Origin of the sequence: Azospirillum sp. ST 5-10, assembly GCF_051225715.1 — a bacterium.
GTDB lineage: Bacteria > Pseudomonadota > Alphaproteobacteria > Azospirillales > Azospirillaceae > Azospirillum.
The window spans coordinates 104,744-125,499 of sequence record NZ_JBPJSP010000018.1 but is presented as its reverse complement, the minus strand read 5'-3'; the positions used below and the strand labels follow the sequence as shown (position 1 = coordinate 125,499).

19 protein-coding genes are annotated in these 20,756 nt (G+C 74.0%); 13 read left to right on the top strand and 6 right to left on the bottom strand.

From position 1 onward, the window contains the following. Positions 1-65 precede the first annotated feature (65 nt). Positions 66-4,817 (bottom strand): alpha-2-macroglobulin family protein, encoded by a 4,752-nt coding sequence (locus tag ACSBPG_RS19780; protein WP_435538923.1) that lies wholly within the window; start codon positions 4,815-4,817, stop codon positions 66-68. A gap of 289 nt (positions 4,818-5,106) precedes the next feature. Between ACSBPG_RS19780 and ACSBPG_RS19775 the strand changes: the two genes are divergently transcribed. Continuing rightward, the gene (locus ACSBPG_RS19775) at positions 5,107-5,802 is read left to right on the top strand and encodes a hypothetical protein (RefSeq protein ID WP_435538922.1); all 696 of its coding nucleotides are present in this window, start codon (positions 5,107-5,109) and stop codon (positions 5,800-5,802) included. 92 nt (positions 5,803-5,894) lie between these two features. Here the strand turns inward: ACSBPG_RS19775 and ACSBPG_RS19770 are convergent, their stop codons facing one another. Then, positions 5,895-6,110 (bottom strand): hypothetical protein, encoded by a 216-nt coding sequence (locus ACSBPG_RS19770; RefSeq protein ID WP_435538921.1) that lies wholly within the window; start codon positions 6,108-6,110, stop codon positions 5,895-5,897. A gap of 183 nt (positions 6,111-6,293) precedes the next feature. Then, complete coding sequence (locus tag ACSBPG_RS19765) at positions 6,294-6,548, bottom strand: hypothetical protein (RefSeq protein ID WP_435538920.1); 255 nt, start codon at positions 6,546-6,548, stop codon at positions 6,294-6,296. A 177-nt stretch (positions 6,549-6,725) separates the two neighbouring features. On the opposite strand from ACSBPG_RS19765, the gene fumC reads away from it, so the two are divergent. Next, a complete protein-coding gene (gene fumC, locus ACSBPG_RS19760; RefSeq protein WP_435538919.1) occupies positions 6,726-8,126 on the top strand; it encodes a class II fumarate hydratase in 1,401 nt (466 codons plus the stop codon). Between the two features lie 117 nt (positions 8,127-8,243). Here fumC and ACSBPG_RS19755 read toward each other — a convergent pair whose 3' ends face one another. After that, positions 8,244-9,092, bottom strand: a complete 849-nt coding sequence (locus ACSBPG_RS19755; protein WP_435538918.1) for a fumarylacetoacetate hydrolase family protein — start codon at positions 9,090-9,092, stop codon at positions 8,244-8,246. Between the two features lie 144 nt (positions 9,093-9,236). On the opposite strand from ACSBPG_RS19755, the gene ACSBPG_RS19750 reads away from it, so the two are divergent. The 4 genes from ACSBPG_RS19750 (at position 9,237) to ACSBPG_RS19735 (ending at position 13,045) form a co-directional block, all read left to right on the top strand. Then, a complete protein-coding gene (locus ACSBPG_RS19750) occupies positions 9,237-9,692 on the top strand; it encodes a hypothetical protein (RefSeq protein WP_435538917.1) in 456 nt (151 codons plus the stop codon). 116 nt (positions 9,693-9,808) lie between these two features. After that, the gene (locus tag ACSBPG_RS19745; protein ID WP_435538916.1) at positions 9,809-10,105 is read left to right on the top strand and encodes a hypothetical protein; all 297 of its coding nucleotides are present in this window, start codon (positions 9,809-9,811) and stop codon (positions 10,103-10,105) included. Positions 10,106-10,199: 94 nt separating this feature from the next. After that, on the top strand, positions 10,200-11,360 hold the full coding sequence (locus ACSBPG_RS19740) for an aminotransferase (RefSeq protein ID WP_435538915.1): 1,161 nt from the start codon (positions 10,200-10,202) through the stop codon (positions 11,358-11,360). A 140-nt stretch (positions 11,361-11,500) separates the two neighbouring features. After that, a complete protein-coding gene (locus ACSBPG_RS19735; protein ID WP_435538914.1) occupies positions 11,501-13,045 on the top strand; it encodes a sensor histidine kinase in 1,545 nt (514 codons plus the stop codon). Between the two features lie 42 nt (positions 13,046-13,087). Here ACSBPG_RS19735 and ACSBPG_RS19730 read toward each other — a convergent pair whose 3' ends face one another. After that, positions 13,088-14,002: a LysR family transcriptional regulator gene (locus tag ACSBPG_RS19730; protein WP_435538913.1), complete on the bottom strand. Its 915-nt coding sequence runs from the start codon at positions 14,000-14,002 to the stop codon at positions 13,088-13,090. 128 nt (positions 14,003-14,130) lie between these two features. Here ACSBPG_RS19730 and ACSBPG_RS19725 point away from each other — a divergent pair, with 128 nt between their 5' ends. The 6 genes from ACSBPG_RS19725 to ACSBPG_RS19700 are packed head-to-tail and all read left to right on the top strand — an operon-like array spanning position 14,131 to position 18,995. Further along, a complete protein-coding gene (locus ACSBPG_RS19725; RefSeq protein WP_435538912.1) occupies positions 14,131-14,796 on the top strand; it encodes a peroxiredoxin-like family protein in 666 nt (221 codons plus the stop codon). Positions 14,797-14,827: 31 nt separating this feature from the next. Then, entirely contained in the window at positions 14,828-15,115 is a 288-nt protein-coding gene (locus ACSBPG_RS19720; protein ID WP_435538911.1) for a BufA1 family periplasmic bufferin-type metallophore, read from the top strand. Beyond that, positions 15,112-16,005: an MNIO family bufferin maturase gene (gene bufB, locus ACSBPG_RS19715; RefSeq protein WP_435538910.1), complete on the top strand. Its 894-nt coding sequence runs from the start codon at positions 15,112-15,114 to the stop codon at positions 16,003-16,005. Before ACSBPG_RS19720 ends, bufB begins: the two co-directional genes overlap by 4 nt. Next, positions 15,995-16,738, top strand: coding sequence for an HvfC/BufC family peptide modification chaperone (locus ACSBPG_RS19710; protein ID WP_435538909.1), 744 nt, complete (start codon positions 15,995-15,997; stop codon positions 16,736-16,738). The genes bufB and ACSBPG_RS19710 overlap by 11 nt, the downstream gene beginning before the upstream one ends. Beyond that, entirely contained in the window at positions 16,735-17,217 is a 483-nt protein-coding gene (locus tag ACSBPG_RS19705) for a DoxX family protein (protein WP_435538908.1), read from the top strand. Before ACSBPG_RS19710 ends, ACSBPG_RS19705 begins: the two co-directional genes overlap by 4 nt. Beyond that, positions 17,214-18,995 (top strand): methyl-accepting chemotaxis protein, encoded by a 1,782-nt coding sequence (locus ACSBPG_RS19700; protein ID WP_435538907.1) that lies wholly within the window; start codon positions 17,214-17,216, stop codon positions 18,993-18,995. The genes ACSBPG_RS19705 and ACSBPG_RS19700 overlap by 4 nt, the downstream gene beginning before the upstream one ends. Here the strand turns inward: ACSBPG_RS19700 and ACSBPG_RS19695 are convergent. Further along, positions 18,944-19,429 carry an N-acetyltransferase family protein gene (locus tag ACSBPG_RS19695; protein ID WP_435538906.1) on the bottom strand — a complete coding sequence of 162 codons (486 nt, stop codon included), beginning with the start codon at positions 19,427-19,429 and terminating at the stop codon, positions 18,944-18,946. The two genes, ACSBPG_RS19700 and ACSBPG_RS19695, sit on opposite strands and share 52 nt — an antisense overlap. A 149-nt stretch (positions 19,430-19,578) precedes the next feature. On the opposite strand from ACSBPG_RS19695, the gene ACSBPG_RS19690 reads away from it, so the two are divergent. After that, the gene (locus tag ACSBPG_RS19690) at positions 19,579-20,751 is read left to right on the top strand and encodes a glycosyltransferase family protein (protein ID WP_435538905.1); all 1,173 of its coding nucleotides are present in this window, start codon (positions 19,579-19,581) and stop codon (positions 20,749-20,751) included. The last annotated feature ends 5 nt before the right edge of the window (positions 20,752-20,756 follow it).

Below are 20,756 nucleotides of genomic sequence, written 5' to 3'. Positions count from 1 at the left end.
CGGACTCTATGGTTTTGCAGGTTTTCCGAGCCCGCCCAAAGGTGGGCGGAGTGCGGAAAACCTGCCTAGGGCGCCCGCACCGACACCCGCCCGGCGGGGCCGCGGGCGGAGAGGTAGGGGCGGTACATGTCCTCCACATGGGCGCCGGGCTGGGCAAAGTCACCCGCCGTGACGGCGCGGACGAGGTAGACCAGACGGAAGGACGGCGTCTGCGCCGTCAGGTCGACGGCGGCGACGAAGCGGTCGTCGCGGTAGTCGACGTGACGCACCGCGCTCAGCTCGCCCAGCCACGACAGGTCGCCGAGCTGGGCGCTGTCGGCGAGACGGACGTTCTCGATCTCGAAGCCGGCCGGCAGCAGGTCGACGATCAGCGCCTGATGGTCGAGCTGGTCGGTCGAGCGGCCCTCCAGGATCACCACCAGCATCTCGTTCTGCGGCACCGGCTGGGCGGCGAGGTCGAGCGGCGTGCCGTCCATGGTGAAGACCGCCCGCTCCACCTCCATGCCCATCCGCTCCGCCGGCTGCGGGTCGACCGGCACGCCGGCCACCGTCAGCACCTGGTGGAGGGACTCCGACCCGGCGTTGCGCACGGTGAGCGGCGCCGCCGCCAGGTCGATGCGCCGGTAGAAGGGCTTGGTGCCCTCGATGGTGCTGTCGCCGACGGCCAGGCGCATCGGCCCGGCGCGGTCGATCAGCGCGCGGGCGGCCAGCAGCAGCCACGCCTGCTCCTGGGTGCTGGTGCTGCGCTGGGCGGCGTAGGCCTTGTAGAGGCGCGCCGCCGCCGCCAGCAGGCGGTCGCGGTCGACGACGCCGCTCTCGGCCATCAGCGCCACCACGCCGGCCTCGTCGCGGACCGCCGAGCCGTAGTCGCGCAGGCTGGCCAGCACGACGCGGGCGTGGCTGAGGCCGGCGAAGGCGTCCTCGGCCCGCTCGCGGTCGCCCAGAGCCGCCAGCGCGGCGGCGACCTGGGCGCGCGCCAGGTCGGTCTGCAGGCGGTCCCAGTAGGTCTCCTGGAAGTAGCGCACGGCGGCGATGTCGACGGCCCCGGCACGGGCCAGCACGAGGAGGGCGTAGGCGCGCCCCGGCAGCTCCTCGACCTCGTACCAGGAGTTGTCCGCCAGCCCCTTCAGCCACTCCAGCCCCTTGCGGTAGGGGAACTCCGGCACGGTGTAGCCGGCGGCGCGGGCGCGGCCGAGGAAGTCCAGCACGTAGGGCGTCAGCCACTGGTCGCTGTCGCCGCGCGGCGACCACATCGCGAAGGAGCCGTCCGGCCGCTGCATCGTCATCACCCGTTCCACCGCGCGGGCGACGCGCGCCTTCAGCGCCGCGTCGTCGGCCAGCCCGAGCGCCTGCGCCACCTCGTTGACGTAGAGCAGCGGCAGGGCGCGGCTGGTGGTCTGCTCGGCGCAGCCGTAGGGATAGCGGTCGAGCGCCAGCAGCAGCCCCGGCACGTCCAGCTCGGGCAGCGGGCTGAGCGACAGGGCGACGGTGGCGGTGCCCGGCAGCAGCCCGGCGGCGAGGTCGTCGGTGACGGTCAGGCTCTTGTCCGGCGGCAGCTGCGCCACCAGGCGGCGGGTGACCAGGGGGTTGGCGGGGCGCACCGCGATGTCCCACCGGCGCTCCAGGCGCAGCCCTTCGGGGCCGTCGACCGTCATCGTCAGATGACCGGGACCGACCGCCGCGGCGGTGAGCATCCGCGGCACGCTCGCCCGCTTGCCCGGCGCCAGGGCGGGAACGGCGATGCTGCCGTCCTCCAGGGCCACCGAGCCGGTGGCCGTCAGGGTCACCGTGTAGTCGCCCGCCGCCCCGCGCAGGTTGTCGAGGGTCGCCAGCACCTGGGCGCGGTCGCCGGGCGCCAGGAAGCGCGGCAGCGACAGCTCGGCGACCACCGGGTCGCGCACCTGCATGCGGCTCTCGGCCCGGCCGACCTTGCCGCCGCTCCACGCCACCGCCATCAGCCGCAGCCGCCCCTGGAAGTCCGGCAGCTCCAGCGGCACCGCGACGGTGCCGCCCTCCCCCACCGGCAGGACGCCGGAGAACAGGGAGACGATGCGCGTCGTCTTCTGCGGCAGCGCGCCGACCTGCCGCATGCGCTGGGCGTCGCCGCCGCTGCGGATGCGGCCCCGCTGCGCCCCGGAGGGGTCGATGAGCTTGCCGTAGACGTCGCGCAGCTCGACCGCCAGCCGGCGCTTGCCGAGATAGTGCTCGTTGGGGTCGGGGCTCTGATGGTCGGTGAGCTGCAGCACCGCCTCGTCGACCGCCGCCAGGGTGACGAAGGCGGGCGCACCCGGCGCCGCGCCGGCGACCGTCACCTCGGCCGTCACGGTGCGGCGCGGCAAGGTGTCCTCGGGCGCCGCCACGGCGACGTCGAGGGAGCGCGGCGCCGGGTCCATGGCCAGCCAGGAGAGGCCGAGGGCGCGGCGCGGCGGGCCCTTGTGGTCGGGCTCGGGAACCGCGAAGGCGGTGGCCATCACGTAGACGCCGGCCGCCCAGTCCGGGTCGACCGGGATCTCCAGGAAGGCGCCCTCCGGACCGATCGGTTTGCTGATGGCCTGGCGCACCTTGCGGTCGGCGACGGCGACCAGCACCTGGCTGCGGTAGGGCGGCTTGACGTAGACCCAGGCCGACTCGCCGCCGCGGTAGCCGGGCAGCATGACGGTGACGTCCACCTTGTCCGGCCGGTCGCCGGCGCTCGGGCTGACCCACCAGCCCGCGGCGAAGCGCACGCTGGTGGCGACGCCGGTGGTGCGGTCGAACACCTCCAGCCGGTAGCGCCCGGCCGTCACCGGTTCCTCCACCACCGCCGGCCCGGCCGCGGCGGCGTCGACCGTGCCGCCGGTGAGGCGGCGGTCGCGCACCGTCATCTCGTAGTCCCAGCGGCCGTTGGCCTGGTACCAGACGTAGTCGTACTCCTCCTCGAACAGCTCGTAGGCGAGATCGGCCTTGTCGATGGCACCGCCGTCCGGGGCGACGGCGATGACGTCGAAGGCGACGGTCGCCCCTTCCGGCACCGCCTCGCCGTCGAAATGGGGACGCACGCCGATGGCGAAGGGCTGGTGGCGCACCGGCAGCACCAGCTCGCGGTTGACCGGGCGGCCGCCGATGTCGAAGACCGTGGCGCGGATCACCGCCTCGAGCGGCCTGGTGCTGTCCGGCGGCTCGGCGAGCGGCACCTCCACCGTCGCCCGGCCCGATTCGTCGGTGGTGAAGCCCGGCAGTTCGCTGCGCACCGGCAGGAACTCCTCCTGGGCCAGGCCGAAGCGGTAGCCGGGGTGGTCGGGATGGGCCGCCGCCGCGGCGCGCAGGGTGAGGGTGAGTTCGCCCGGCAGCCCGCCCGCGGGGGCGCCGTAGAAGTAGCGGGCGTCGACGGCGAGCGGGGTCGGCGCGTCGGCGGTCATCGCCCGAGCCTCGCTCTCCAGCGTGAACTCCAGGCGCGGCGGCACGAAGTCCTCGACCAGGAAATCGACGCTGCCGATCGCCGGCCCCTCGGGATCGGTGTGGGCGGTGACGGTCCACTGCCCGGTGTAGGCGGTGCCGGGCACGGCGATGCGGGTGGCGTAGCCGCCGGCGCCGGCGTCGGTCACCGTGCGCCGCTCCACCTCGAAGCCGTCGGGGCGCAGCACCTTCAGCGTCAGCGGCAGGCCGGGCACCGCGCGGGCGTCGGGATCGCGCAGCAGCAGCGCCAGGCTGACCGTCTCGCCCGGCCGGTAGATGCCGCGCTCGGTGTAGAGGAAGGCGTCCAGCGGGCCCGGCGGCTCACGCCCGCCGACGCCGCGGTCCGACAGGTCGAAGCCGGGGGCGCCCAGGTCGAGGAAGCTGAAGTCGCCGGTCCCGTGGTAGGCGAACAACGCCTGGGGGGCGTTGCCGCCGTCGCCGCGCAGCAGCCCGGCGTCGAGGCGCGCCATGCCGTCGGGGCCGGTGGTCGCGGTGCCGAGCTCGGCGTTGTTGCGGGCGAGCAGGCGCAGCGCGACGCCGGCCACCGGGTCGGCGGTGGCGAGCGAGCGGGCGAACACCAGCAGGCCGTCCTCCCCCTGGATCGTGCTGAGGCCGAGATCGGAGACCACGAACCACTGGGTCGCCTTGTTCTCCCAGGACTCCTTCTTCACCGAATCGGCGGTGGCGACGGCGATGTAGACGCCGGGCTTCAGGGTGCCCAGCACCGCGTCGATGGGAAAGGCGGTGACCACGGGGGTGTTGCGCACCGTGTCGATGGCCATCTCGCCGCGCCACACCTCCTCGCCGGAGCGGTCGACGATCTCGCCCACCTCGTACTCGGCGAGCTGCTGGGTGATGCGGCCGTAATAGATCTGTTCGACGAGGTTGCGGTCGTTGATGCGCAGCACCTGGAGCCTGGCGCGGTCGACGTTGACGGTGCGCAGCGGCAGCCCTTCGGAGCCCACCCGCGGCAGGATGTAGCCGGCGCCGCGGAAGGCCAGGGCCGGCGCGCGGTCGGGCACCACCACCTCGTGCGATTCCGCCGCCGCCAGCCGCTGGCCGCCGCCCGACGGCAGGCCCTCGCGCAGCACCAGCGTGTAGGTGCGGCCGTGCTCCAGCCCCTCGACGCACAAGGTCTTGTCGCGCGGCGACGCCACCGTCTCGACCGCCGGCGTGACCTGGACATAGGCGCCGTAGTCGACGGCCCGCGACTTCTCCAGCCGTTCGGAAAAGGTGACGCAGACCTGCGGCACGTCGCGCTCGGCCACCACCTCGACGTTGGTGACGCCGAAGCCGGCGGCATCCGGCGGCGGATCGGCGGCGAGCGCGGGGGAAGACCAGGCGACGAAAACGGCAAGGGCGCGCGCCAAGAGACGTTGCATGACCGAACAGGGCCCCCGAACCCGCAGATGGTGACGGCCGCCGCGTCCGACGCGGCGCATCCGCGCGCAAGTATGCCGAAAGCGCGGCGCGCCCGCCACGGGGATGCCCACCGGACGGCAATTCCTGCCGCCGACCGCGACGATTCTGCCCGGCGCCGCCGCCGCGCCGCGGCCGGGCGCCGACGCCGGGCGGAATTCCTCATTGAAATCAGGGTCCTAAGAACGACCCGCGGTGGTCCGCATCGTGCAAGGAGGTGGCCCGGACGGTTCCTCAGCGAAGGTGGACAGCATGGGCATCGGCAGCGTCGGCGGGATGGTGGCCAGCCTCCAGCAGTCGATCGACAGCGCGCTGAAGAAGATCCAGTCGGATGCCGCCGCCGCCAACCCGGCGCCGGAGAACGTCGAGCGCTTCGAGCAGGACGTCCGCAAGTCCTCGATCAACGCCACCCCGTTCGCCACCAACATCGGCGTCCTCAACAAGAACGAGAGCCGGCTGAACGTGTTCAGCATCCTCGGCAAGAGCGACGCCGTGGATTTCTACAAGTTCAAGGTGACGAGCCCGGGGGAGGTGGGGCTGGGGCGGGTCGGCGATTCCGGCCTGCGGGTCCAGCTGATGGACAAGACCGGCAACGTGCTGGCCGACAGCAACGAAGGGGCCGGCACCGCCTACGAGGCCTACAAGAAGCTGGCCGGCGGCAGCCTGGCCCTGGACCGCGGCGACTACACGCTGCGGGTGACGCGGGAAAAGGGGGTCTCGGTCAACACCGAGGTTCAGTACGCCCTGCAGCTCACCCAGGGGACCTACACGAAGGACTACGACACCTTCGCCAAGCAGCCGGACGCCCAGAGCGAGATGCCGTCCTACGTCCGCACCCTGCAACAGCTCCTGAACGGCGGCAACACCACCACGTCGCGGCTGTCGATGCTGCTGGGCGGCTCCACCGGCAGTTCGTCCAAGGGGAGCCTGTTCGACGGGTTCTTCTGAACCCGGCCTCCCCGGCCGGCGCGGCCGGCGGAAGCCACGGCTTCCACGCCGGTCCGGCGCCATTCGGAGGTGGATGTCCCGGACGGGGCGCCTCAGGCGGCGGGCGCCAGCTCCCGCGTCTCGATCAGACGGGCGTAGCCGTCGCGCTCGTCGCGCAGGCTGGAGAGAAGGTCGGCGAGGCTGTCGCGGACGAACGGATCCTCGTTGGCCGCCAGCTTTTCCTTGGTAACCCGAATGAAGTCATCCAAAAGAGCGACGTGGACCTGCGACGACGCCTTGACTTGGCGAGAAACATGGGCGTTGAACATTCCTACCTCCTTCGGATTGGCAGTGAAGACCGCCGCGCATCTGATGCCTCATTTGTCGCCGAAGCAGGTTAACGAGTTACTAACGGGCCTTAACTCCTGGCCGGCTCTTGGGTATTACCCCGCGGCCGGAGTCATACTCCTCGGGATTAGTTCCGGGATTACCCCGAACGTTTGACCGATGACCTAGGCGGCTTCGCCGAACAGGGCGCGGCCGCGCGCCGCGGCGTGGGCGCGAAGCTGCGCCCGGCCGAGCAGCGGGCGCGCGAAGGCGGCCATCGGCGACGGGGCCGGCGACGGCTGCAGATCCGGGTCGGGCCCTTCCATCAGCAGCATCCCCTCCCCGGCCGGCCCGAGCACGTCCCAGCCGCGGGCCAGCATCTCGGCCACGCGCGGCTTGGCGATGCGCGCACGCACGCGGTCGGTGACAAGCGTCTCCATCGGGCACCTCCTCGAACGGGCAAAGCGGAACTGGATCGGTATTGTGCCGCGCCGATCAGAACAAATCAAGAACGACGTGGCGATTCCCGGGCGCGGCGGCGCACGCCCCCCTTGCCACCGCGCCCGCCGCGGTAAAGATTGGCGGAACCCGAGTGGCGCAGAGCGAGGACAGGAGCCATGACCGGCAAGCCGGCGGTGCGCAGCGAAACCGATTCCTTCGGCCCCATCGAGGTGCCGGCCGACCGCTACTGGGGGGCGCAGACGCAGCGCTCGCTGCAGAACTTCAAGATCGGCGGCGAGCGCATGCCGGCGCCGCTGGTCCGCGCGCTGGGCGTGCAGAAGAAGGCGGCGGCCCAGGCCAACATGGAGCTGGGCGTGCTCGACGCCCGGCTCGGCGGCGCCATCGTCGCCGCCGCCGAGGAGGTCGCCGACGGCACGCTCGCCGAGCACTTCCCGCTGGTGGTGTGGCAGACCGGCTCGGGCACCCAGACCAACATGAACGCCAACGAGGTGATCGCCAACCGCGCCATCGCGCTGCTGGGCGGCACCGTCGGCAGCAAGACGCCGGTCCATCCCAACGACCACGTCAACATGGGGCAGTCGTCCAACGACAGCTTCCCCACCGCCATGCACATCGCCGCGGCCGAGCAGATCCACCACGAGCTGGTGCCGGCGCTGGAGCACCTGCACGCCGCACTCGCCGCCAAGGCGGCCGACTTCGCCGACATCGTCAAGATCGGCCGCACCCACCTGCAGGACGCCACCCCGCTCACCCTGGGACAGGAATTCTCGGGCTACGCCGCCCAGGCGAAGCACGCGGTGGAGCGCGCGAAGGCGGCGCTGCCCCGCCTCTACGCCCTGGCCCAGGGCGGCACCGCGGTGGGCACCGGGCTGAACGCCAAGGCGGGGTTCGCCAAGGCCTTCGCCGACCGGGTCGCCGCCATCACCGGCCTGCCCTTCGTGCCCGCCGAGAACAGCTTCGAGGCGCTGGCCACCCACGACGCGCTGGTGGAGGCGCACGGCCAGCTCAACACCGTCGCCGTGTCGCTGATGAAGATCGCCAACGACGTCCGCCTGCTCGGCTCCGGGCCGCGCTGCGGCATCGGCGAGCTGGCGCTGCCGGAGAACGAGCCGGGCTCCTCGATCATGCCGGGCAAGGTGAACCCGACCCAATCGGAGGCGCTGACCATGGTCTGCGCCCAGGTCATGGGCAACCACACCACGGTCAGCGTGGCCGGCGCCACCGGGCATTTCGAGCTGAACGTCTTCAAGCCGGTGATCGCCTACAACGTGCTGCAGTCGATCCGCCTGCTGGCCGACGCGGCGGTCAGCTTCACCGACAACTGCGTGGTCGGCATCCGGCCCAACCGCGAGCGCATCGCCAAGCTGCTGCACGAGAGCCTGATGCTGGTCACCGCGCTGAACCCGCACATCGGCTACGACAACGCCGCCAAGATCGCCAAGAAGGCGCACGCCGAGGGCACGACGCTCAAGGAGGCCGGCGTCGCCCTCGGCCTGCTGACGGCCGAGCAGTTCGACGCGTGGGTGCGGCCGGAGGCGATGACCGGGCCGGGCTGACCGCCCCGCGGGCGGGCGCTCGGCGGCGGGCGCCCTGACGGGGTCGGCGCGGCGGCCGCCGAAGTATGACGGCCCCCGCGCCGACGCTCCCGGTCACGGCCGCCGGTCGGCGCGCCGTCACCCTTCGGCGGCGCTCACCGGCTGGCGCTGCTCGCCCAGGCCGTCGATGCCCAGGCGCATCACCTGGCCGGGCCTCAGCCAGGGCTGCGGCGTGCGGCCCAGGGCGACGCCGGCGGGCGTGCCGGTGGCGACGACGTCGCCGGGCAGCAGGGTCATGCAGCGGCTGATGTAGGCCACCAGCTCGGCGACGCCGAAGATCATGTCGGCGGTGTTGCCGTCCTGCATGGTCCGCCCGTCCACCTCCAGCCACAGCCGCAGGGCCTGCGGGTCGGGCACCTCGTCACGCGTCACCAGCCAGGGCCCCAGCGGGCAGAAGCTGTCGGCGCTCTTGCCCTTGACCCACTGGCCGGTGCCCTCGAGCTGCCAGGCGCGCTCCGACACGTCGTTGACGATGCAGTAGCCGGCGACGTGGTCGAGGGCGGCGGCCGTGTCGACGTTGCGCGCCGTGCTGCCGATCACCACGCCCAACTCGACCTCCCAGTCGCCCTTGGCGGCGCCGCGCGGCAGGACCACCGGATCGGTGGGGCCGCCGATGGCGGTGGTGGCCTTCATGAACAGAACCGGCTCCGCCGGGGCCGCCATGCCCGCCTCGGCGGCGTGGGTGGCGTAGTTGAGGCCGACGCACACCACCTTGGACACCCCGGCCACCGGCGGCCCCAGCCGGACGTCGCCGGGAACCGCGGGCAGGCGCGCCGTGTCAAGCCCGCGCAGGCGCGCCAGCGCCGCGTCCGACAGGGCCGCCGGCCCGAGGTCGGAGACCACGCCGGAGAGATCGCGGATCGTCCCCTCGGCGTCGAGGAGGCCGGGGCGCTCCAGTCCGGCGGGGCCATACCTGAGCAGTTTCATCGGGCATCTTCCTTAAGCATGCTGCGTCGCGCTAGAATGGACCGAAGGCGGCCGGCGCCGCGCGCTCCAGCGGAGCCTGTTCCCCCTTCGCATGGTTTGATGTACGCTTTTCCCCTGTCGGGGGAAACCAGACTGGAGGCGGTCATGGCCATCAAGCGCCGTTATCTCGTCCGGGACGATTCGGGGCGGCTCGTCGACCTGCCGAGCCGGACCTTTGACCACGCCGACGACGGCGTGGAGCCGATCCCCGCCTTTGCCGGACGCTGCATCGACCTGGTCTCGGCGATTCTGATCTCCGAGCAGGGCGCACAGCCGCACGTGGCAGAAGTCGCATTCACCAAGCTCTATTTCGACGATTCCGGCTTCGTCGACGCCGGCAAGCGCGACCGCATGATCCGCCTGATGCTGGAGAGCTGCGCCGACCGCCGCTGCCGGACGCCGGAGACCCCCGACTGCGCGGCGCTGAACCGCCGCGCCTTCGCCGCCCGCACCGAGCTGGCGCGCGAGTTCGGCTGGCAGCCCGGCCCGGCGGAGGTGGACGAGGTGCTCCACCGTCTCGACCCGCGCGGCGCCGTCGAGATGGCGGCGACCCTGCACTGACCCGGACGGGGGCGGCGGAAACCTTTTCGTGACCGCCCCGTTCCCCTGTTCCGGCGGGCGACGAACCCCCATATGCCGGTGGCCGTCCCGCCACCCGAGGAGCTCCCGGTCCCGCCATGGTCCGTCCCGTATCCGCGTCTTCGTCCTTCGCCCGGGTGCGCCGCCGGCTGCTCGTGGGGCTGGGATGGGCGATCATCGCGCTGGGCGTGCTCATCACCCCCATCCCCGGGCCGGGCGGCGTTCCCGTCGCCTTCGTCGGCGGCCTCATCGTGCTGCGCCACTCCCCCGATTCACGCCGCCTGTTCGTGCGGATGAAGAAGCGCTACCCGCGCATGCTGGGCCCGTTCGAGCGCATCCGCACCTTCTTCCGCCGGCGCCGGCAGCGCCGCCTTCCCCTGTGGGCGATCGCCTGACGGCGACGTCCGCGGAACGCGTGGCGGTGCCTGCTGGACAGTCGTTGGGGTTGCCGCCATTCTGGGCGTCCGTCCGTCCCCGAGGAGAAGCACGGTGAAGTCTGGCAACGCGGTCCTGTCGAGCTACGGGACGACGATCTTCGAGGTGATGTCGCGCCTCTCCGAGGAGCACGGCGCCATCAATCTCGGCCAGGGCTTCCCCGACGACCGCGGCCCGGCGGACGTGCTGCAGGCGGCGGCGACGGCGCTGCTGGAGGGGTGGAACCAGTATCCGTCGATGATGGGTACGCCCGAGCTGCGCCAGGCCGTGGCCGCCCACGCCCGGCGCTTCTACGGCCTGGAGCTCGACTGGAAGACCGAGACCATGGTCACGTCGGGCGCCACCGAGGCGCTGACGGCCTGCCTGCTCGGCCTGATCGAGCCGGGCGACGAGGTCGTGCTGTTCCAGCCGATGTACGACAGCTACCTGCCGATCGTCCGGCTGGCCGGCGGCGTGCCCCGCTACGTCAGCCTGACGGGCCCGGACTGGAGCTTCGGCCGCGACGATCTGGAGGCCGCCTTCTCCCCCAGGACCAAGCTGGTGGTGATCAACGACCCCCTCAACCCGGCGGCCAAGGTGTACACGCGCGGCGAGCTGGAGCTGCTGGCCGAGTACGTCCAGCGCTTCGACGCGTACGCCGTCTGCGACGAGGTCTACGAGCACATCGTCTTCGACGGCCGCCGCCACGTCCCGCTGATGACCCTGCCCGGCATGCGCGAGCGCTGCCTCAAGATCGGCTCGGCCGGCAAGACCTTCTCGCTGACGGGCTGGAAGGTCGGCTACGTCTCCGGGGCGCCGCACCTCATGCAGCCCGTCGCCAAGGCGCACCAGTTCCTCACCTTCACCACGCCGCCCAACCTCCAGGCCGCCGTGGCCTACGGGCTCGGCAAGGACGACGCCTACTTCGCCGGGCTCGCCGCCGGCCTGCAGGCCAAGCGCGACCGGCTGGCCGCCGGCCTCGCCGCGGTGGGCTTGCGCGTGCTGCCGTCGGCCGGCACCTACTTCGTGGCCGCCGACATCGCCGCCACCGGCTTCGACGGCGACGACAAGGCGTTCTGCCGCTGGCTCACCGTCGAGGCCGGGGTGGCCGCCATCCCGGTCAGCGCCTTCTACGTGGAGGACGCGCCGGGCACCGTCATCCGCTTCTGCTTCAGCAAGTCCGACGCGGTGCTGGACGAGGCGGTGGCCCGGCTGACGCGCCGCTTCGCCGCGTGAACCGCCGCCGGGCGGCGGTCATACGACGTCCGCCCAGTAGAAAAACCCCGTCGCCCCGGCGCTAGAATCCGCCGGCGGCCGTATCGTGAAGGGGACTGCGCCCGAGGCCGCGCGGGGGCAAGGGAAACGACGGGGTGACGATGGCGCGGCGCCTGGAGCGCGTCCGGCCGGTGGCCGTGGCCGCCGCGGTGATCGCCGCGGTGTGGGCCGGCGCATGGCAGCTTTGGCAGACGGTCCACGCCCGCCAGCTCGACACCGCCGTCGCCAACGCCCGGAACGTCGTCCGCGGCTTCGAGAGCAGCACCTACCACGCCCTGCACGAGGTGGACAACGCGCTGCGTCTGCTGGCCCTGCGCTACGCCGACGGTGGCCTGCCGGCGGTGGTGGCGCCGATCGCCGAGGGACTCTACAACCCGGGCCTGGTCGGCCACTTCGCCGTTTTCGACGCCGCCGGGGTGCGGCTCTACGCCAGCGGGCCGGACCCGGCCGGCCGCGGCGACGAGGAGGCCCTGCTGCGCCTGAGACGGCCGCTCGCCGACCGCGAGGGCCGCCCCGCCGGCGAGCTCGTGGCGGCGCTCGACCCGCGCTATTTCGCCACGCTCTTCGACTCGGCGCCGGCCGGCGAGAACGCCGTGATCGCCCTGGTCGGCATCGACGACGGCGTCGTCCACGTCCGCCGGCTGCGCGGCGGCAGCGTCGGCGTCGGGCTGCGCATCCCGGAATCGCGGCTGTGGGACGAACTCCTCGCCGCACCCCAGGGCGTCTACCGGCAGGTCAGCGAGATCGACGGCCGGGTGCGCCACGTCGCCTACCGGCAGCTCAAGAGCTTCCCGCTGGTGGCGCTGGCCGCCGTGGCCGAGGCCGACGTCGCCGCCGCGGCCGGCGGCTTCGCCATCAACATCGCCGCCGTCGCCGCCCTGCTGACCGTCCTGGTCGTCTCCACCACCGCCTTCATCGTCGCCCAGCGCCGGGCGGCGGACCGGCTCGCCGCGGCGCTCAACCTCAACCGCGAATTCCTCGCCCGGGTCAGCCACGAGCTGCGCACGCCGCTCAACGCCATCCTCGGCTTCTCCGAGATCGTCAGGGACACCGCCCTCGGGCGCGACGCCGTCGACCGCTACGCCGAGTACGCCCGCGACATCCACGACGCCGGCCGGCACCTGCTGCTCCTCGTCGACGACGTCCTCGACCTTTCCCGCCTGCAGGCGGGCACCATGGAGCTGGTGCAGGAGCCGGTGGACGTGCGTCCGGTCGTCGAATGGGGACTCCGCGTCGTCGCCCCGCAGGCCGAGCGCAAGGGGCTGCGCATCGACGCGCGGCTCGAGCCGGGGATCGGCCGCCTGCTCGCCGACCCCCGCGCCCTGCGGCAGATGCTGCTGAACCTGCTGAGCAACGCCGTCAAGTTCACGCCGGCGGGCGGCCGCATCACGGTGGAGGCGTTGCGCGGTCCCGGCGGTCGCTGCGTGCTGCGGGTCTGCGACACCGGCATCGGCATGACGCCCGAGCAGGTGCGCAGCGCCGCCCTGCCGTTCCAGCAGTGCTCGCCCCTGGTGGCCCGCGACGGCCAGGGGACCGGCCTCGGCCTCGCCATCGTCCAGGCCCTCATGGAGGCCCACGGCGGCCGGCTGCGGATCGACAGCGAGCCCGGTGCCGGCAGCCGCGTCAGCCTGGAGTTCGCCGCCTGACCGGCCGGCGCGGACGCCGCCGCGCCATCCCGCGGGACCCGCCTACACGAACCCGTGCCGCGCCTGGTACTCCGGGTCGCCCAGGGTGGCGACGAGGTGGTCGATGAAGGCGCGCACTTTCGGCAGCAGATGGCGCGCCGTCGGAAAGACGGCATGGATCGCCTCGTCGGCCACCGTGCATCCGGCCAGCACCGGCACCAGCCGCCCCTGGCGGACGTCCTCGGCGACGGCGAAGCCCGGCAGGCGGGCCAGGCCGATCCCCGCCAGCGCCGCCTGGCGCAGCGGCGCCAGCGCGTCGGCCTGCAGGGTGCCGGTCACCCGCACGCTCTCCCGGCGGTCGCCGACCGCGAACGGCCAGTCCTGCCGGGTGCCGTCGTTGACGAAGGCGAGGCAATTGTGGCGCACCAGCTCGGCCACGCCAGCCGGTTCGCCGCAGCGGGCGAGATAGTCGGGGCTGCCCACCACGACGTGCCGCAGCGGCATCAGGCGGCGCGCCACCAGCGACGAGTCGACGAGGCGCCCGCTGCGGATCGCCAGGTCGAGCCCCTCCTCCACCAGCTTCGCGGTGCGGTCGCTGAGGCTCGCCTCCACCGCCACCCGCGGGTGGCGCTGCATGAAGGAGGGCAGCAGCGGCGCCACGTGCATCTCCCCGAACGCCACCGGCATGGACACCCGCAGGGTGCCGCGCGGCGCCTCGGCGGTCTCGGTGAGCGCCCGTTCGGCCTCGTCCAGCGCCGCCAGGATGGCGCGGGCGCGGGCGCAGAAGGCGGCCCCCGCCTCGGTCAGGGCAATGCGGCGGGTGGTGCGCGACACCAGCCGCACCCCGAGCCGGGCCTCCATCTGGCTGAGCCGCCGGCTGACCGCCGACGCCGACAGGCCGAGCCGCTCGCCGGCCAGCGAGAGGCTGCCGCTGTCGACCACCTCGACCAGCACCGTGAGATCGTCCAGCCGGTCCATGACGCCCCTCGCGCGTTCGTGATCTTTGCACACAGCGCAAACATCCTGTGCGCAGCCACACGTTTTTCGCAAGGCTGCGCTGCGCGAACATGCCTTCCGTCGAAGCCACCGACAATGGACCCGCGACGATGCACCTCCACCGCCGCCTGCGCGCCATCCGCCAACAATCCCGCGCCGGGCTGCCCGCCGGGAGCGTGCAGGCGATGGACCGGATGATCGCCGACCTGAAGGCGCGCGGGGTCGAGTTCGGCGCCCTGCGCGCCGGCATGCCGGCGCCGGACTTCGCCCTGCCCAACCAGGTCGGGCGCACCGTGTCGCTGTACGACGTCGTGGCGAGGGGGCCGGTGGTGCTGCTGTTCTACCGCGGCGGCTGGTGCCCCTACTGTTGCGCCCAGCTGCGCGCCATGCAGTTGGTCCAGCCGCGGCTGGCGGCGGCCGGGGCCCGTCTGGTCGCGGTGTCGCCCGACCTGCCCGACCACAGCCTGAGCCTCGCCGAACGCGAGGCGCTGGATTTCGACATCCTGTCCGACTTCGGCGGCGCCGTGGCGCGCAGCTACGGCCTGCTGTTCCGGGTTCCGGACGACGTCCGCGACGCCTACCGCGACCGCGGGCTGGACCTCGGCCGCCGCCAGGGCCGCCCGCCGGGCGATCCGTGGGAGCTGCCGATCCCCGCCACCTACGTGCTGGCGCAGAGCGGCGTCGTGCGCTTCGCGCGCATCGACGCCGACTTCACCCAGCGCCCCGAGCCGCAGGCGATCCTCGACCTGCTGCTCGACCCCGTCCCGGCCGCCTGAGGCCGGGCCAAACACGCCAAGGAGACCCGCGATGACCGACAAGATCCGCACCGCACTGCCGCTCGCCACCGTCCTCGCCGGCGCGCTGGCCGCCCTGGCCGCCCCGGCCTCGGCCCAGCAGTCCATGGAGAAGTGCTACGGCATCTCCAAGGCCGGCGAGAACGGCTGCGCCCACGCCAAGGGCCTGCATTCCTGCGCCGGAAACAGCAATCTGACCTACGACGGCGGCGACTGGAAGCTGGTGCCCGCCGGCGCCTGCCAGGGCATGGACGGCAGCCTCACCCCCTTCGAAGGCACCAACCCGAAGAAGAAGGCGTGACGGCCGTGGCCGCGCCGAAGCCCCCGCCCGCGCCCCCGCCCGTGCTGCCGCCCCGCGCCGGGATCGGCCTGCGCGAGCCGCACCTGCGGGACTTCGTCGCGGCCGCCTGCCCCGCCGCCTGGGTCGAGGTGCATCCGGAAAACCACCTCGTCCCCGGCGGGCCGCGGCTGGCCGGGCTCGACCGGGTGCGGCGGGAGCGGCCGGTGAGCTGCCATGGCGTCGGCCTGTCGCTGGGCGGCGCCGACGGCCTCGACCCCGACCATCTGCTGCGCCTGCGCGCGCTGCATCACCGGATCGAACCCGTGCTGGTGTCCGAGCATCTGGCCTGGAGCGTCCACGACGGCGCCTACCTCAACGACCTGCTGCCCCTGCCCTACACCGAGGAGAGCCTGGAGGTGGTGCGGCGCAACCTCGATGACGCCCAGGAGGCGCTCGGCCGGCGCATCCTGGTGGAGAACCCCGCCGCCTGCATCGCCTTCGCCGAGAGCACCATTCCCGAGGCCGAGTTCCTCGCCGAGCTGGTGCGCCGGACCGGCTGCGGCCTGCTGCTCGACGTCAACAACCTCCACGTCAGCGCCGTCAACCTCGCCTTCGACCCCGCGGCCTGGCTCGACCGCATCCCCGGCGACGCGGTCGGCGAGCTGCATCTGGCCGGGCACGCCGCTGTCCCGTTCGGCGGCGAGACGCTGCTGATCGACGACCACGGCAGCCGCGTCGGCGCCCCGGTCATGGCCCTGTTCGCCGCCGTGCTGGAGCGCTTCGGCCCGCGGCCGACCCTGGTCGAGTGGGACACCGCCCTGCCGCCCCTGGCCGTCCTGCTGGACGAGGCGGCGCGCGCGCAGGCGGTGCTGGACGCGGCTTGCGCGGAGGAGGGGCGCCGTGCTGGCTGATCGGCAGCGCGCCCTGCGCGACTGGGTGCTGGCCGGCGACGGCTCGGTCGCCGCCCATCTCGCCCCGGGTCTGCCCGCCGCCCGGCTGGCGGTCTACCGCAACACCGTGCTGGGCTCGCTGGCGGCGGTGCTGGCGGCGGCCCATCCCACCGCGCGGCGCCTCGCCGGGGCGGACGCCTTCGACGCCGCGGCACGCCGCTTCGCCGCGGCGAGCCCGCCGCGCCAGCCGGCGCTGTGGGCCTACGGCGCCGGCTTCGCCGACCGCCTCGCCGGCCTCGTCCCCGGCGCCCCGCCATGGCTGGCCGACGTCGCCCGGCTCGACTGGGCGATGCACGAGGCCCTGTTCGCCGCCGACGCCGAGCCGCTCGACCCGCAGCGCCTCGCCGCCGTGCCGGCGGACCGGGCGGCCGGCCTGCGGCTGGTGCCCCACCCCTCGGTGCGCCTCGTCCGCTCGCCCTGGCCGGTGCACGCGCTGTGGCGCGGAACGGACGCAGGGATCCCGGAGCGGCACCCGGAGGCGGTGCTGGTGGGCCGCCCGGCCGAGGAGGTGCTGTGCGCCCGGCTGGCGCCCGCCGACGGCGCCGTGGCGGCCGCGCTGCTGGCGGGCGCCACCCTGGCCGAGGCGGCCGCCGTTCGCGGCGGCGACCCGCAGGCCGTGCTCGCCCTGCTTCTCCGCAACGCTCTGGTGGCGGGCTACGCGCTGGGCGTGCCGCCCCATGGAGGAACGCCATGATGCCGTCCCTGACGACGTCCCGCGGCGACGGTCTCGCCGCCCTGGCCGGCCAGGCCGAGGCGCTGCTGGCCCGCTACGCCGCCCCCCTGCTCGACCTGTGGATCCGCCTGACGGTGGCGCCGATCTTCCTGCGCTCGGGCGTGCAGAAGCTCTCGGACTGGCCGGCGACGCTGTTCCTGTTCGAGCAGGAATACCGGGTGCCGCTGCTGCCGCCGGAGGCTGCCGCCGGGCTCGCCGCCGCGACCGAGCTGACGATGCCGGTCCTGGTCCTGGCCGGCTTGGCGACCCGGCTGGCGGCGGTGCCGCTGCTGGCGATGACGCTGGTCATCCAGTTCGTGGTGGGGGCGGCCAACCCCGCCTTCGACAATCCGCAGCACGTGCTGTGGATGATCCTGCTGTGCAGCCTGATCGTGCGCGGCCCCGGTGCGTTGTCGCTCGACCGTCTGCTGGCGCGACGGCCGTGGGGGAGGACGCGATGAGCGGAGGTCACACAAGCCGACGGCGGGTGCGGATCGGCATCGCCCGGCTCGGCGGGCTGCTGTCGGCCGGGCTGGCGCTGGCGCTGCTGCTGGCGCTGGCCGTCGGCGCCGTCGCCGTGCGCGGCATCCAGGAGGTGGACGAGCGCTGGACCGCCTACGACCTGGGCGCCGCCGCCAAGGCCGACGCCCTGTCCGAGCTGCGCGCCGCGCTGGGCTTCGGCGGCGTCATCCACCGCTTCGGCGACTATCTCCTCGGCGGCGCCCCGGCGCAGGCCGAGGAGGTGCGCCGCAGCCTGCGGCGGGCCGCCGCCAACCTCGACGTCTACCGCTACGCCGGCGCGCTGTCGCCGGCCGAGGGGCGGGCCGTGGACACCCTGGCGGCGACGCTCGGCGAGCTGGAGCGGCGCCTCGACGCCGCCGCCGCGGTCGTCGCCGCCGGCGGGCCGCGGGAGCGGGCGGTCGCCGCCGCCGCCCTGGACACCGCGCCGGCCGTCGCCGCCATGCGCGCCATGAACGACGAGCTGACGCGCGGCCGCGCCGCCCTCACCGAGGCCAACCGCCAGGGCATCGCCGACCTGCGGCTCAGCGTGCTGGCCGGCGGCGGTGCCGCCCTGGTCCTGGTCGCCGTCGTCGGCGGGCTGCTGGTGTGGTTCACCCGCCGCCGCATCGTCCGGCCCCTCGCCGGCCTCGCCGCGGCCATGGACGGGCTGGCCCGCGGCGATCTCGCCACCGCGGTCCCCCACCTCGGCCGCGGCGACGAGATCGGCGCTATGGCCGGCACCGTCCAGGTGTTCCGCGACGGGCTGCTGCGCCTGCGCGAGGCCGGGGAGCGCGAACGCCGCGACGCCGCCCGCGACCGCGAACGGCGCGAGGCGCTGGAGGGCAATCTCGGCGCCTTCGAGGGCGAGATCGCCGCGCTGTCCGATCGGCTCGGCGAGCGCGCCGGCGCCCTGCACGGCGCCGCCGAGACGCTGTCGCAGAGCGCCGGCCGGACCACCGCCCTCTCCCAGGAGGTGTCGTCCGCGGCGGCGCGCACCGCCGACAGCGTGCACGCGGTCGCCGCCGCCACCGAGGAGCTGTCCGCCTCGATCGCCAGCATCGGCGAGCGGGTGCGCGAGTCGGTGGCGCTCGCCGGCGACGCGGCGGGCCAGGCGCAGCGCTCCTCGGCGACCATCGCCCACCTCACCGAGACGGTCCACCGCATCGGCGAGGTGGTCGACCTGATCAGCGCCATCGCCGCCCAGACCAACCTGCTGGCCCTCAACGCCACCATCGAGGCGGCACGGGCCGGGGAAGCCGGCAAGGGCTTCGCCGTCGTCGCCGGCGAGGTCAAGAGCCTGGCCGGTCAGACGGCGCGGGCGACCGACGACATCACCCGGCAGATCGCGGCGATCCGCCAGGCGACCGACGGGGCGGTGGGCGCCATCGCCGGCATCGGCGCCACCCTGGACGGCGTGTGCCGCATCGCCGACGAGATCGCCGGCGCCGTCGGCCAGCAGGACCGGGCGACGCGCGAGATCGCCCGCGGCATCCAGGAAACCGCCGATTCCGCCGGCTCGGTCAGCGCCGCCATCGCCGGCGTCGCCAAGGCGGCGGAGCAGGCGGGCGACGTCGCCGACGGCATCTTCTCCGCCGCCCGCCGCATGCGCGAGGAAACGGACCAGCTCACGGGGGCGACCCGGCGCTTCTCCGACGCGCTGCGGACGGACGGGTCAGACGGTGCCCGTCAGACCGCCGCGGCGGCCAGGGCGTCCAGCGCGGCTCCGTCGAGGCGGTAGGGCAGCCAGTCCTCCATATGGCGGAAGCCGGTGGCGGCGTAGAAGCCGCGTGCCGGATTCCAGTGCAGCACGTTCAGGTCGACGCGCCGGCACCCCTCGGCCAGCGCGCGGCGCGCCACCTCCGCCAGCAGCAGCCGGCCGACGCCGTGGCGGCGCGCCTCCGGGCGGACGTAGAGATCCTCCACGAACAGGCCGCGCCGCCCTTCCCAGGTGGAATAGTTGCGGAAGGTGAGCGCGAAGCCGGCGGGGACGCCGTCCAGTTCGGCGATCAGCGCCGCGAACACCGGGTCCGGCCCCCAGCCGTCGCGGCGGAAGTCGGCGGGCGTCGCCTTGACGGCGTCCGGCTCGCGCTCGAACTCGGCCAGTTCCCTGACGAAGGCGAGGATGGTGTCGGCGTCCTCGACGGTCGCCGGACGGATGGTGACGCTGGCCATGGCTCCCTGCCTCTCCGGTCGGTCTCGCGGTGGGCGGGACCATAGCTTCCGGGCCGGCGGCCGGCAACGGCCGGCGGACGATCGGCGGACGATCGTCCCGGGGCCCGTCCCGATGGACGCGCCGGGCCTGCGGTGCTAGAGCGTGCACCATGACCGAAGATCCGCCGCCCGGCACCGTGCGGCGCCAAGCCGTCATCGTCCAGCGCTCGGCCGCCTTCGACTGGTACGGCGTCGTCCGCACCGGCATCGCCCTGCGGGCCGCGGCCCTCCGCGCGCTGGGCTGGGACACGCGCGTCATCGCCGCCGACGCCGTGACGGCCGACGCCGACCTCTCCGGCGCCGACCTGGTGCTTGCCGACGGCGGCGTCCTGCAGGCCGGCGCCGCCTTCGCGGCCGCCTGCCGCGCCCTGCCGCCGGGGCGGCTGGTGATGCGGCTCAACAACCCCGCCTACTTCGCGCACAGCCGGCAGGCCATCGCCCTGGCCCGGGCGGTCGATCCGGACGCCCTGCTCGCCTTCATCGACCTGGACGGCCCGGACTGCGTGCCCGGCCGCCGCTGCGCCTCGCTTCCCCTATGGGTGCCGCCGCGCGATCCGGCGCCGGACTGGCGGCGGCGCACGGTTGCCGTCACCTACGTCACGGGCTACCCCATCTTCGTTGCAGAGCGGGACGACTGGCGCATCCGTCTGCCCGGCCACGCGGCGACGGCCGAGGCGCTGGTCGAGCGGCTGGAGGCCGAGCCGGAGACACCGCCCTGGCACCATGCCGCGGCCCTGTTCGGCGAACGCGACGGGGCGCTCGATCCCTGGCGCGGGGACGGCGCGCTCCTGCTGGAGTGCGTCGGCCGCTTCGTCATCGCCCGCGCCAAGCGCCGCCTGCTGGCCGCCCTCGCCCGCTTTCCCTGCCAGTTCGTGACGGCCGGCTGGCCGGCCGGGGTCGCCGTCCACCCCCACGCCCGCGTCCTCGGCCCGATGGCGTTTCCCGACCTCGTCGAGCTCGCCGGCCGCAGCCGGGCCGTCGTCAGCCACGCCCCGAACCTGATGGGCGGCGGCCTGAGCGAGCGCATCCTCAACGGGCTCGTCCGCGGCGCCGTGGGGATCGCCGCGCGCACGCGGGCCACCGCGCGCTTCTTCGGCGACGGCGACCTCCTCACGTTCCGGCACGATCTCGACGGGCTCGGCGAGCACCTGGAGCGTGCCTTCTCCGGCGACCCCGCCCTGGAGGCGGTCGCCCGCGCCGGGCAACGCGCCGCGCAGCGCTTCTCGCCGGACCGCGCCATGCGCGACCTGCTCGACGCCGCCGGTGCGGCGCCCGCCGTGTGACCAGG